Origin of the sequence: Nonomuraea sp. NPDC049784 (assembly GCF_040659615.1) — a bacterium.
GTDB lineage: Bacteria > Actinomycetota > Actinomycetes > Streptosporangiales > Streptosporangiaceae > Nonomuraea.
Genome location: NZ_JBFAMX010000073.1, coordinates 16,679 through 30,443 on the forward strand (window position 1 = coordinate 16,679; position 13,765 = coordinate 30,443).

The 13,765-nt window shown below is 70.0% G+C and carries 8 protein-coding genes; all 8 read right to left on the reverse strand.

Features of this window, described 5'->3' with window-relative positions:
- Positions 1-541 precede the first annotated feature (541 nt).
- A complete protein-coding gene (ettA, locus tag AB0J09_RS18050; protein WP_360691673.1) occupies positions 542-2,206 on the reverse strand; it encodes an energy-dependent translational throttle protein EttA in 1,665 nt (554 codons plus the stop codon).
- Positions 2,207-2,940: 734 nt separating this feature from the next.
- Positions 2,941-4,236 carry a GGDEF domain-containing protein gene (locus tag AB0J09_RS18055; protein ID WP_360691676.1) on the reverse strand — a complete coding sequence of 432 codons (1,296 nt, stop codon included), beginning with the start codon at positions 4,234-4,236 and terminating at the stop codon, positions 2,941-2,943.
- A 685-nt stretch (positions 4,237-4,921) separates the two neighbouring features.
- Positions 4,922-5,818 (reverse strand): single-stranded DNA-binding protein, encoded by an 897-nt coding sequence (locus AB0J09_RS18060; protein ID WP_360691679.1) that lies wholly within the window; start codon positions 5,816-5,818, stop codon positions 4,922-4,924.
- Between the two features lie 346 nt (positions 5,819-6,164).
- Positions 6,165-7,784 carry a GTP-binding protein gene (locus AB0J09_RS18065; protein WP_360691682.1) on the reverse strand — a complete coding sequence of 540 codons (1,620 nt, stop codon included), beginning with the start codon at positions 7,782-7,784 and terminating at the stop codon, positions 6,165-6,167.
- Positions 7,781-10,504, reverse strand: coding sequence for a dynamin family protein (locus AB0J09_RS18070; protein WP_360691686.1), 2,724 nt, complete (start codon positions 10,502-10,504; stop codon positions 7,781-7,783). The genes AB0J09_RS18065 and AB0J09_RS18070 overlap by 4 nt, the downstream gene beginning before the upstream one ends.
- Positions 10,501-11,733, reverse strand: a complete 1,233-nt coding sequence (gene cobA, locus AB0J09_RS18075) for a uroporphyrinogen-III C-methyltransferase (protein WP_360691689.1) — start codon at positions 11,731-11,733, stop codon at positions 10,501-10,503. The genes AB0J09_RS18070 and cobA overlap by 4 nt, the downstream gene beginning before the upstream one ends.
- A gap of 80 nt (positions 11,734-11,813) precedes the next feature.
- The gene (gene speB / locus AB0J09_RS18080; protein WP_360691692.1) at positions 11,814-12,827 is read right to left on the reverse strand and encodes an agmatinase; all 1,014 of its coding nucleotides are present in this window, start codon (positions 12,825-12,827) and stop codon (positions 11,814-11,816) included.
- A gap of 11 nt (positions 12,828-12,838) precedes the next feature.
- Positions 12,839-13,765, reverse strand: a 927-nt coding sequence (cobT, locus tag AB0J09_RS18085) for a nicotinate-nucleotide--dimethylbenzimidazole phosphoribosyltransferase (protein WP_360691695.1), incomplete at its 5' end; no start/stop codon positions are given.

A 13,765-nucleotide genomic window follows, 5' to 3' on the forward strand; every position in this document is an offset into this window, starting at 1 on the left:
GCGATGTTGCCATGACGCGTTCACGCCACACCGGAACCTACGGCATCAGCCTTGGCATAAGAGGCATCCACCTTGGCATCAGGCTGTATCTGGCGACACCCGTCAACACCGTCGACACCCGTCAAGACCCGGCACCGTCCGACGACATCCGGCGAGCCTGGCAGCCATCGCGGCTTGCGCAGCCCGGCCGGCGTAGCCTGCCTGTCACGGGCTTGCCAACCGGGCAGCACTTCCGGAAGCGCTTCGGCAATGTCGGGATGGCCCTCCCAACCGGCGTCTTGGTGGCCCGGCTCCCGTTCCTTCTCCTAGTCCACGCTCGACGACCAGACACGGAGATGGCCGACACTACGGATCGCTGACACCGCAATCCGCTGACACCACAGGTCACCCACGTCACGAGGCACCCAGATCACGCGGTCCATACCACGGTCACCGACACACGGACCACAGACGCCACGAGAAACCACATCATGGGCTTCCGCGCCATGGTGATCATCGGTCCCGCGTGATGCACGCGGGACCGGAGATACCGCGATCCGGGTCAGTCGCGGTGGAGCTTCCGGTACGTGACGCGGTGGGGACGGGCGGCGTCGGCGCCGAGACGCTCGATCTTGTTCTTCTCGTAGTCGGCGAAGTTGCCCTCGAACCAGAACCAGTTCGACCCTTCCTCCCACGCCAGGATGTGCGTGGCGATGCGGTCGAGGAACCACCGGTCGTGCGAGGTGATCACCGCGCAACCCGGGAAGTCGAGCAGGGCGTTCTCCAGCGACGACAGCGTCTCCGTGTCGAGGTCGTTGGTGGGCTCGTCGAGCAGCAGCACGTTGCCGCCCTGCTTGAGGGTGAGCGCCAGGTTGAGCCGGTTGCGCTCGCCGCCCGAGAGGACCCCCGCCTTCTTCTGCTGGTCGGGCCCCTTGAACCCGAACGCCGCGATGTACGCCCTCGACGGCATCTCCACGTTGCCGACCTTGATGTGGTCGAGCCCGTCGGAGACGACCTCCCAGACGTTCTTGTTCGGGTCGATGCCGCCGCGGCTCTGGTCGGCGTACGAGATCTTGACTGTGTCGCCGACCGTGACCGAGCCGGTGTCGGGCGTCTCGCTACCGGTGATCATGCGGAACAGCGTGGTCTTGCCGACGCCGTTGGGGCCGATGATGCCGACGATGCCGTTCCGCGGCAGGTCGAACGTCAGGTCCTCCATCAGCAACCGGTCGCCGAACCCCTTGGTCAGGCTGTCGGACTTGATCACCGTGGTGCCCAGGCGCGGGCCCGGCGGGATCTGGATCTCGTCGAAGTCCAGCTTGCGGAACTTGTCCGCCTCCGCGGCCATCTCCTCGTACCGCTGGAGCCGGGCCTTGCTCTTGGTCTGGCGGGCCTTCGGGTTGGACCGGACCCACTCGAGCTCGTCTTCCAGGCGCTTCTTCCGCTTGACGTCCTTCTGGCCCTCGACCTTGAGACGCTGCGCCTTGGCCTCCAGGTAAGTGGAGTAATTGCCCTCGTACGCGTACGCGCGGCCGCGGTCGAGCTCAAGGATCCAGCCCGCGACGTTGTCGAGGAAGTAGCGGTCGTGGGTGACGGCCAGCACCGTGCCGGCGTACTTCTCCAGGTGCTGCTCCAGCCACTGCACGCTCTCGGCGTCGAGGTGGTTGGTGGGCTCGTCGAGCAGCAGCAGGTCGGGGGCCTCAAGGAGGAGCTTGCACAGCGCGACCCGGCGACGCTCACCACCGGACAGCTTCGTCACCTCGGCGTCGGGCGGCGGGCAGCGCAGCGCGTCCATGGCCTGCTCGAGCTGGCTGTCGAGGTCCCAAGCGTTGCGGTGCTCGAGCTGGTCCTGCAGCTTGCCCATCTCTTCCAGCAGCTCGTCGCTGTAGTCGGTGGCCATCTGCTCGGCGATCTCGTTGTAGCGCTGGAGCATCGCCATCGTCTCGGCGACGCCCTCCTGCACGTTGCCGAGGACGGTCTTCTCCTCGTTGAGCGGCGGCTCCTGCTGGAGCATGCCCACCGTGAAGCCCGGCATGAGCTTGGCATCCCCGTTGGACGGCTGCTCCAGGCCGGCCATCATCCGGAGCAGCGTCGACTTCCCGGTGCCGTTCGGCCCGAGGACACCGATCTTGGCTCCGGGCAGGAACGACAGCGTGACGTCGTCAAGGACAACCTTGTCGCCGTGCGCCTTGCGCACGCGCTGCAGCGTGTAGATGTACTCCGGCATGCCCTCTAGCTTAGGGGCTCCGAACCTGGGCTTCCGCCGCTCCTCCCGCTACAACCTCAAAGATGAGGCGCCGCCGATCGCGACGGTCCCATGTAGCACGGCCCTATGAGCGACGGCCCCACGACCGGGCACGAGCTCCGCCGACGACGGGTGGAGAGCACTTGCCCGTCACGACACCACCTTCCAGAGAGGCTCTCGCTCAGCACGACGTCCCGAGCAGGGAACATCGGTGCGGAATCGGCCTCCCGTCGTCGGACATAAGCGCAGGACAGCACCCCAATCCGAGGCAGTGGTCCCCTCTGAAGCCAGGAGTGGCAGTCAGGAGTCAGCGCCCTTGGGGATGGAGTCGGGAGTCGGCGTCCCAAGGGCCGAGTCAGGAGTCAGTGCGCTTGGCGAGCGGAGTCGGGGGCCAGCGTCCTTGTGGGCTGAGTCGGGAGGCGGCGCCCGTGGGGCGGAGACAGTAGTCGGTGTCCTGGCCACCGAAGTCGGCAGCCGATGCCCTCGGGGCGCAGTCGAGAGTCGGCACCCCTGGGGAGGGAATCGGCGTCGGCACCTCTAGGAGCGGAGACGGTAGCCCGTGTCTTGGCCGCCGGAGTCGGGAGCCGACGGCCCTCGGGGCGGAGTCGAGAGGCTCCACCCCTTGGGACCGAGTCGGCAGTCAGCGCCCTGGGGACGGAGTCGAGGTCCGGCGCCCCTGGGGACGGAGACGGGAAGCGGCCGTCCTTGGGGAAAGGTCAGGAGATGGGGTCGTTGGGGAGGGAGCTTGGGGGCGGTGGTTGGACGGCGGGGATGCAGACGCGGTCTCGTCCGAGCTCCTTCGCCCGGTAAAGCGCCAGGTCGGCAGCGGCCAGCAGGTCGATCAGGTCGTCTCCGTGGACGCTCATCAAAGCCACTCCGACCGAGATGGTCACCCCGATAAGGGTGTCGTCGACGGGCATCGCCATGTGGCCGACGCGGGTGCGGAGGCGTTCGGCGACCTGGCGGGCCTCGAGGCTGTCGGCGCCGGGCAGCAGGACCACGAACTCCTCGCCCCCGAACCGCCCCACCACGTCATAGTCCCGTAGCTGGCCGCGCAACGTGGATGCCACGGCCACCAGCACCTGGTCGCCGACCAGGTGACCGTAGGCGTCGTTGACCCGTTTGAAGTGGTCGATGTCGATGATCAGGACCGCCAGGCTGTCGCCCGTCCTGCGGGCCCGGACGATCTCGGTGTCGGCCTCGCGCTGCCACGCGGCGGCGTTCAGCAGCCCCGTCTTGGCATCGGTACGGGCGGCGGCCTGGAGCTGAGCATGGAGAAGGCTGCGCTGCAGCAGCACCACCGGCGGCAGCGTCAGGATCAGCAGGGCCAGGTTGAGGCCGCAGCAAATCGCGACCGTGACGCCCAGGCAGAGCTCGACGATGTCCAGAGTCATGCTCTCCCGGTCCCACAGGACCTCCCGCCACGCGATGTCGGGGTCGGCGGTGTGGGCGGCGATCGCGATGAGGGCGATGTTGAGCAGGGAGAACAGCACGGCCGCCGCCACCGCGTAAAGGATCGGCGGGCCGCTCCCCTGCGGCAGCACCCACGGGTCATCGACGAACCAGTGGAACGCGACGGAGGCCGTACATCCGGCCAGCCCAATGGCGGCCGAGGTGAACACCCGGCGGTAGAGAACGGTCGCCCGCACCCGTACCTGCAGTAGGACCTGCAGCACGATCGGCGCGAAGATGGCGTAAAGCGGCGGCAGAAGCAGCGCCACCGGCAGCCACCAGGCCGACAACAGGTCCCGCGAGACCCCGGCGGGCATCCCCAGCCTCCTGGTGGCCTCGATGCAGACCGCGCCGCACGCCATGAGAGCGCCAAATGTGAGCAAATCATGCCACTGGAAGACGGTGGTCACGGCGCACACCATGATTGCGGCCAAGTCCAGGGCGACAATCGCGCACAGGTAGACCACGAGCGGGCGGCGTTGGCCCAGCAACGGCCAGCGACCGGCCAGAGTTGACACACCGTCGCCAGACCTGACCGAGGCGTGACTGGTCGCCGCCATTCTCGTCTCCTCCCTGACTAACGATGTGTAACACAATAATTGCGGAGTGTGCGATGTGCGATGGGAACGGATACGTTGGCAATGACTACGCACACCTGCTCCCGCCAAGGGCAGGCCGTGATGGACAGCCGTGCCGGAAAGGAGCAACCATGGTGCGGGGCGTGATCTGGACCTGACAGATGCTCTAGCCATCTGCCGTGGACAACACCATCGGCCGCCCCTCGGGGGTGTCAGTCAACGGGAACCACGGCCGGTGCCCCCTCCTCCCCCCTCCATCTCAACCTCTCTACGTTTCCGCCCCTGCGCTGCTTCCGCCAGCGTGCCTCCGCCTGGTCCGGACTCCCTCCTTGTCACCGCTTGCCCGCGCTCACGGCCAACGGTGCCGGACTCGGCGTTGGCCTGCCGAACCACCGGACCACCGGATTGTGGAGCCGCCGAGCCACCGGACCATCGAGCCCCACCAGGCCGCCGAGCCATCGGACCGCTAAGCCACCAGACCACCGGGCTCTGGAGCCGCCGAGCGACCGGATCGCCAGACCGTCGCGCCGCCGGACCGCTGAGCTGTGGAGCTGCTGGGCCGTCGAGGCACCAGACCGCCAGGCCGTTGGCATGTGGAAGCGATAGGACGTCGGGGCCGGATGTGTGGGGGCACCGGTCGGGCGGTCGGTGCCCCCTGCACGTGCGCCTATGCCGCTACTCGCTCCTCCAGCGTCAGTCGCTCGGCGTCGCCATCTCCATCGCCGTCCACCATGAGCGTCGTCTCGTCAGCCTCGGCGCCCAGGATGCGCACTACGCCGCCGTCCGCTCCCAGGCTTCGCAGGTCCTCCCCCACGGGGCGCGTGGTGCCGTCCTCTTCCTCCGAAGAACGTGCCGAGCTGCCCTCCTCGCTCAGGGAGCCCACGGCTCCCTCGTCGCTCAGGGAGCCCATGGTGCCGCCCTCGCTCGGAGAGCCCACGGTGGTGTCCGCCCCGCTCAGGGAGCGCACGGTGGTGTCCTCTGCTCTCAGCGAGGGTGGGGTGTCGCCTTCCGCTGCCAGAGTGCGTACGGCGTCGTAGTCCGTCCCCAGGGAGCGGTCGTTTTCCAGGGCGTGGAAGGGGTTGGCCTCCGTGGTGGGTCCTGAGCGGGTGAGGCTTCGGAAGCTGCGGGTGCTGCCCATGGCCCAGTCTCGGGTCTCCTCGTCCAGGCGGTCGCGCATCTCCTTGCTCATCGACGTGGTTCCGGAACGGTCGGGCTTGGTGAAGACACCAGTGCCCCAGCGCAGGTCGTGCCCCACGGCGCTGGCCTCTATCTCGGGCACGAAACGGCGATCACCCTCCGGGCCGAACTCGCGGATGCGCAGCTTGCCTGAGATCACCACAGGGTGTCCTGCCCGGATGGAGCCGGCGACGTTGTCTCCCAACGCGCGCCAGCAGCGGACCGTGAAGCACATCCGGTCGCCGTCCACCCACTGGCCCGTCTTCTTGTCGAAGTAGCGGTGTGAGGAGAACACCTTCAGCGAGGTGACCTTGCTGCCGTCCTCGAAGCTGTACTGCCTCGGCTCTGCCGCGACGTTACCGGTGAGCGTGATGTAAATGTCGTTCATCCCGTGCCTCCCATGCGGCGGGCCGGCTGCCCGCGATCTGGGAAAAGGGTGCCGGGGAAGGGGTTGCTCACGGGCTCTGGAACGCGGTTCTGTGGATGGAGGCGTCTGTGGCGACCGGGGCTGGGGATAGTCCGCCACCTGCCGTGGCCGAGACCGGAGGTGCGGCCCCCGCTGTAGCGAAGCCCGGGAAGGGGTCGTTCACCGGAGCGAAGGTCCGAAGGTGGAGTCCCCGCCGTGGCGAAGGTTGCGGGCGGAGGCTGGTAAGGGTGTGTCGAGGGAGGGCCCTAAAGTGGCGGCGGCCCCGACGACATCACCGGCCGCCGCACCCGCGGCAGCCGGGGTGTCGTCAGGAGGACAGGTCCCTCAGGGCCGTGTAGAAGGCGTGGTGGCGGACCAGTTCCCGCTCCACCGGCTCCACCACCATCGTCGCCGACACAGCGGCCACCCGGCGCCTCATCTCGCGCTCCAGCCGCTCCCGCTCCCGAGAGGCCCCCAGCTCGACGAAGTTGCGGGACGCGATGCCCGACAGCGCTCCCAGCCCCAGCACCGACGCCATCATGAGCCCCACCCACGGCAGCGTCGCGGTGTCGCCCAGCACCTCCAGCGCCGGAGGCAACTGCCCGGGCATCAGCAGGCCGGCCGCCAGCCAGGCCAGTCCCGCCACGAACGCCACCACCAGGACGTACTGCCACACATTGAGCACCCGCCACCACGCGGGCACCCGGTCGAGCTGCGGCGCCACCTCTGTGAGGTCCTCTGTCAGCGCCTTCGGGAGCTGTCCCGAGCGGGATCTGGCCGCCTGGTGCACCGTGGTCCGCCACACCGGGTGCATCCCCACGGACAGCCCGTCGGCGAGAGCTTGCACGGCGTTGGCGACTTCGGCCGACTGTGCGCTCACGCCGGTCGTGATGCCGCGGATCTCCTCCCCCACGTCCTGCAGGCGCAGGCTCTTCAGGGGGTTCGAGCGGAACTTCGAGATCCACCGCGGGTACGGCCAGCCGACCCACTGGTTCGACCGCTCCGCGTAGACGTTCTCCATGGCCTCGCCCACGGCCGGCACGCCCACCGCGTCGCACAGCGCGTCCGTCAGCCCCATCCGGCGGGCCTCGTCCACCGCGGACGGCGCCGACAGGGCCTCGCCCAGCGGCATCGCCTTGCTGAGGCGCTGCTCCAGCCGGTGCAGGTCGGCCTCCAGCTTCTGGATGGCGGCACGCCGGCGGGCGACCGCCGTCGCGATAACGCTCCTGAGGCTCTCGATGCCCCGGCCCGTGACCGCCGAGGTGGGGACCACGCTGGGATGCTCGACGCCCTCGCGGCGCAGCAGATCGTTGAGGTCGATGACCAGCTCGGCCAGCTCTTCCTTGGTGAGCCGGTCGGCCTGGTTGAGCGCGAACACAGTCACCGCCTCGTGCCCCGCGAGCTCCGTCACGTAGCGGCGGTGCGTGGACGCGTCGGCGTACTTCTGCGGGTCCAGCACCCACACCACCAGGTCCGCCAGGCCGATGAGGCGGTCGGCCTCGGTGTCGGTGAGCGCCCTGATCGAGTCGTGATCGGGCAGGTCGAGCAGGATCAGCCCGTGGAGCTGGCTGTCGCCCTTGTCGAGCGCGCTGGCCCGGGAGAAACGGTGCCGCCACTGGATCTGCAGCCAGTCGAGCAGCGGCCCCGCGCCCTCCAGCCCCCACACGCAGGCGTGCGTGCGGGCGGTGGTCGGCCGGCGTACGCCGGTGGGTGACAGCTCGAGCCCCGAGATGGCGTTGAACAGCGACGACTTGCCGCTGCCCGTGCCGCCCGCCAGAGCGACGACCGTGTGCTCGGACGAAAGCTTGAGCCGGTCTCCCGCCTGCTGCAGCAGCGCGTTGGCCTCGTTGAGCAGCTTCCTGTCCAGCCGTCCCGGACCGTGCTCCACCACCTTGGTGAGCGCGGACAGCCGCGAAGCCAGCCCTGGCCTGGTGGTCATGGTCGTCATCGGACGACCTCCAGGTTGTACGTCGCCTGGTAGAGGCGGGTCGCCACGGACTCGTCCGGGATGCCCGCGGAGTCGAGCGCTTGCACGTAACGCATGGATTCCTCGTCGAACAGCATGCCGATCCTGGCCCGCAAATCGCTGAGCGCCTTGGCGCCGATGCCACGTAGCGATTCGGCGCCGAGCAGGGCGTTGACCAGCCGGTGCGGCACCCCTTCGCCGTTGCTCCCGCTGAACATCGCGACGGTGAAGATCAACGCGAGTGAGTCGGGGTCGAACGACACCAGCTTCGACACCGACCGCTTCGCCACGCCGTCGGTGCGAACCAGTTCGCTCAGGTGCTCCTGCCAGGACGCGATTGCGCGGCCGGTGTGACGTACGAGATTGTCGGATGGCCTGTCGAGGCCTTCGCCGAGCTTGGCGCCCAGCTCCGAACGGTGCCGCCAGCGCGCGACCACCTCCTCGGTGGCGCGGTTGGCGGCGGCGACGATCACCGACTCGAGTCCGGCGCGGATCGCCGCCTTGAACGCCAGCACCCGCTCCGGCGCGTGCTTGGCCGACCGGCCTCGCTTGCGCAGCTGCAGCGAGCGCATGAGGTCGCCGGAGCCGGCGAAGTCCTGCCAGCGGGCCAGCACCTCGCCGTGCAGCAGCGAACCGTTCTTCGACGCCTTGTCGATCTCGCTGAGCGCGCCGAGGAAGGCCGCCTCCACGTCGCTGCGCAGCTCCGTCCTGAACGCGACCTGCCCCTCAAGATGCCTGGCCAGTGCGGGTACGCGGGTGCGGAAGCTGTTGAGCACGCCGTTGAGCGTCTCGCGCACCGCCTGAGCTCTGCGCTCCTCGTCCACCGACAGCTCGGCCAGCCAGAGCCGCAGCTCGGTGACCTCGCTGTCGGGCAGCCTGCCGTCGGTGACCTTCGACTCGCTGATGACGAACCTGTCGATCTCGCCCAGGCCGTATTCGGTGAGCATCCGTACGAAATGCTTCAGCACGACCTCGGCGGCCCTCGGCTGCACGCGCGACAGCACGATCGCGAGCCGGGCGCCACGCTCCTTGGCCAGCTTCAGCAGACTCCAGGCGGGGGCGTCGGCGTAGCGGGCCGCCGTGGTCACGAAGATCCACAGGTCGGCGGCGTCCAGCATGCGGTGGGCGATCTCGTGGTGCTCCTCGACGACCGAGTCGATGTCCGGGGTGTCGAGCAGCGCGACGCCCTGCGGAAGCTTCTCGGTCGCGACGACGACCACGCTTCGCATCCCGGCCTCGGGGGACGGCTTGTCGATGCGTTCGAGACCGCCGAGCAGCTCTCCCTCCGCGAACCACTCCCGGTCGTCCGGGTGGCAGACCAGGACGGGGACGCCGGTGGTCGGGCGGCGTACGCCGGTGCGGGAGATGTTCTTCTCGGCCAGTGTGTTGACCAGGGTGGACTTGCCCGCGCCGGTGGAGCCCGCGATCACGATGAGGGCGGGGGCGGCGCTGGTCCTGACCCTGGGCAGCACGTAGTCCTCGAGCTGGGCCAGCAGGTCGGCCTGCGTCTGCTTGGCCTCCTCCACGCCGGGCAGGTCCAGGCCGAAGCGCAGGTCCGCGACGGTTTGCCTGAGCGTGTCGAGCGCCGCCATCAGCGCCTCGGCGGCCTCGGGGGGCAACTCCTCCGCGCGCCGCGGCCCTCCCTTGGGCTCGTCTTCCACAGGCGCGTCGCCGTCGCCCGGCTGCCGTTCGCCCTGAGCCTCCACGCCCGGCGGCAGGTCATCCTGCGCCTGCTCGCTCCGGGGTTGCTCTGTCTGGGGCTGCTCGTCAGTCGCGTCCGCGTCTCGCGGCTGCTCGTCGTCCGCTGCCGTGGCTTGTGGCTGCTCGCCGCTTGACGACTCCTCGGCGCCCTGCTGCTCGGCGCTAGGGTCCGCCACCTCATCCCGTCCACCAGGCTCGTCCTGTACAGCCGGAGGTACGGCGGAAGACGCCTTGCGGGCTCCTGGGCCACCGAGTATGGCGGGCTTCACGAAGAGAGAGGGGCGCTCGGAATCGGCCGCGTCCACGGGATCGGCGGGCCCGGCGGAGGCGGCCTCAGCCACGTCAGCGGCGGGCTCCTCGGACACGGCGTCATCGGCCGCCGCAGCGGACTCCGGCATGGGCTGATCCACCGTGTCGACGGGCTCGCCGGACACGTCCGGATCCGCCGCAGCGGACTCGCCGGACGCAACGGAACCCGCAGCAGAGGACTCGTCGGACGCGGCGGGCGACTCGTCGGACGCATCCGGACCCGACACAGCGGCGGACTCCCCGGACACATCCGAGCCCGCCGCGGCAGTGGATTCGGCGGGTGCCGCCGGATCCGGCTCGGCGGCGGTCGGCTCGGCGGCCTCCGCGGAAGCCGGTGGTTGCTCCGACGAGGGTTGCTCCTCCGAAGCCGAAGCCTCTGGCTCTTCGGAAGTCGTGAGCTCCTGGGAAGGCGCGGTGTCTTCGGAAGGCGCGGTGTCTTCGGCGGCCCCGGCCTCCTCCGAAGCAGCGGCAGCTTCCTCCGACGCCCCAGTGTCCCCGGAAGCCGGAGGCTCCTCGGGAGCGCTCTGGTCGTCCGCGGCAGCGCCGGAGCCCTTTCGCGCGCCCTTCGTGCCGAACGCGTCGAAGCCGTCGTCGTCCCGCACCCCGGCCAGGTCGTCGTCACTCACCGGGCGGAAGCTCAACGTCTGCTCCCCCGGCGCCTCCTGCCACCCATCACCCATGGCCGTGTTCACGGCAAGCGCTCCGCTCGAACCATCTCGACCTCCTGGCCGACCCTCACGACGTCGCCGACGATGACGATCGCCGGCGGCCGGATCCCAGCCGCGGACACGCGGTCGGCCACGGTGGAAAGCGAAGCGATGACCGCCCGCTGGGTCGGAAGGGTACCGTCCTGTACCACCATTGCGGGAGTGTCCGGGGAACGTCCGTCTCGAAGGAGGGCCTCGGCCACCTTCGCCAGCCGTTCGACGGCCATCAGCAGCACCAGAGTGCCCTGGGAACGGGCCAGCGCGGGCCAGTCGACGGTGGATTTGGGATCGTCGGGCGCCACGTGCACGGAGATCACGTGGAACTCTTGGCTGACCCCCCGGTGCGTCACCGGGACCCCGGCGGACGCGGGCACCGCCACGGCGCTCGTGATGCCGGGCACCACCAGCACGGGGATGCCGGAGCGGGCGCAGGCGATCATCTCCTCGCCGCCGCGCCCGAACACGAACGGGTCGCCGCCCTTGAGCCTGACCACGAACTTGCCCTGCCTGGCGCGGTCGATGAGCAGCTCGTTGATGGTCTCCTGGGACAGCGACCGGCCGTAGGGGACCTTGGCGGCGTCGATCAGCTCGACGTCGGGGGCCAGCTCGTCGAGCAGCGCGCGGGGCGCGAGCCGATCGGCGACCACCACGTCGGCCTGCGCGAGGAGCTGCCGCCCCCGCACCGTGATCAGGCCCGGGTCGCCGGGACCGCCGCCGACGAGGGCCACGCCGACCGGCTTGGTGCGGTTTCGCCGGGCGTCGACCGTGCCGTCGCGCAGCGCGCCCACGACCGCGTCCCTGATGCCGGCGGCCCTGCGCGGGTCGCCGCCCGCGGTGACCGCCACGCTTATCTCGTCGACCCGTCCCGTGGCGGGCGTCCAGGCGGCGGAGGCGTCCTTGTCGTCGGCCCGCACGCACCACACGCGCTTGGCCTCCGCCTCCGCGGCGACCGCGGTGTTGACGGACCTGTCGTCGGTGCAGGCCTGCACGAGCCAGGCTCCGTCGCAGTCGCCGACCTCGTAGGGCCGGGCGTGCCAGGTGACCCTGCCGGCGGCGATCAGGTCGTCGAGCGCCGGCGTCACACCCGGTGACACGACCGTGACCTCCGCACCGGCCTCTAGCAGCGCGGGGACCCGCCGCTGTGCGACGCGCCCGCCGCCCACGACGAGAACCCGGCGGCCGGAAAGCCGCAGGCCGAGGAGGTAGGGACCCATGGGGGGAATCTCCCGTTCGCGAAGCTTTGTGTTAGGACGTAAACCTACCGGCTCTGACTGCGTCATTTGCTGCGCACGGGTTAACGACCGTCGAGAAGGGGCTGCCGCGGATCCCAGCGAGGCCCGCCCTGCTCATCCTTACGGCGTCTGGCCATCGCTGACAGTGCCTCAAGGATAACCCGGTTCCCGAGGTACGCGGTGATGTCCGCGTGGTCGTACGGCGGCGCAACCTCGACCACTTCCATGCCGGCCACGGGCAGTTCGTAGCAGATCCGGCGAACGGCGTCGAGCAGCTGCCTGGCGGTCAGTCCCCCGGGCTCGGGCGTCCCGGTGCCGGGCGCGTGCCCGGGGTCGCAGACGTCGATGTCCACGGACAGGAAGACCTGGTCGCACTCATCGAGCGCGATCGTGAACGACTCCGTCAGGCACTCCTCCAGCCCACGGGCCACAATCTCCGTCATTTCGTACGAACGCATGTTTTGCTGGGCCATCCAGCTCAGTGTCTCCGGCTCCGGCCAGTAGCCCCGCAACCCGATCTGCAGGAACCTGTCGCCGCGGATGGCGCCGGACTCGATGAGCCGCCGCATCGGCTGCCCGTGGCCGTGGAGGTGGCCGAAGGCGATGTTCCCGGTGTCGGCGTGCGCGTCGAAGTGGATCATCGAGGTACGGCCTGCCGCGTGGGCCCTGGCGGTGCCGCGCGCGTCGGGCAGCGCGACCGTGTGGTCGCCCCCGAGCACCAGCGGAATCGCCCCAGAGGCGGCCACGCGGTGCACGGCCTCCTCGATCGCGGCCAGCGAGCCCTCGACGTCGCCCGAATAGCACTCGACGTCACCCGCGTCGAGCACCCGCAGGTCGCGCAGGGCATCCACGCGCAGCGCCAGGCTGGGCCTGGAGCCGTCATGCGGCAGGTAGCAGGCCTGGCGCAGCGCCATCGGGCCGAACCTGGCGCCGGGACGGTTGCTGGTGCCGCCGTCGAAGGGGGCGCCCACGATCACCACGTCCGCGTCCTCGTACGAGGCCGGATCGTTGACGTCACAACGGTCCACGCCGAGGAACGTGATGTCGGGGCCGTACATGGGGCCGTAACGGGTCACTGATCAACTCCTCATACGGGCTTTTCGGTCACTCCCGCCGAGTCGAACGTGGCCACGTCGTGCATGACCCGTACGGCCGAGCAGACCAGCGGATGCGCGAGCAGGCCGCCCGACCCCTCGCCCAGCCGCAGCTCGAGGTCCACCAGCGGGCGCAACCCGAGGTGCTCGAGCGCGGCGGTGTGGCCGGGCTCGGCCGAGCGGTGGCCCGCCACGCAGTGGTCGATCGCGGCGGGGTCGAGCGCGGCGGCTACGAGGGCGGCGGCGCCGGCGATGACGCCGTCCAGGATCACCGGCACGCGGGCCGCGGCGCCGCCCAGGATGAAGCCCGCGATGGCCGCGTGCTCGAACCCGCCGACCGCTGCCAGCGCCCGCAGCGCCTCGCTGGGCGAGATCAGGGCTCCCGACAGGCCGTTCGTGCGCAGGGCCTCACGGACGACGTCCACCTTGTGCTTGTACGTCTCGTCGTCGATCCCCGTGCCCCTGCCGGTCACCTCGGCCGGGTCCCGGCCGGCGAACACGGCGATCAGGGCGGCGGAGGCCGTGGTGTTCGCGATGCCCATGTCGCCGGTGATCAGGCAGCGGGCCCCGCCGGCCACCAGGTCGCGGGCCACGCCGATCCCCGCCTCCAGCGCCCTGACCGCCTGGTCCACGCTCATCGCGGGCCCCTTCGACAGGTCGTCGGTGCCGTACCCGATCTTCTGCCTGACCAGGCTGGGCGCGTCGGGCAGGTCGGCGGCGACGCCTACGTCCACCACCGTGACCGACACGCCGGCCTGGGCGGCGAGGGCGTTGGCGACCGCGCCGCCGGACAGGAAGTTCGCCACCATCTGCACCGTGACTTCCTGCGGCCACGGAGTGACGCCGCGGGCGTGCACGCCGTGGTCGGCGGCGAAGATGGCCAGCGCGGCCGGCTCGGGCATGGGCGGCGGAGTGACGCC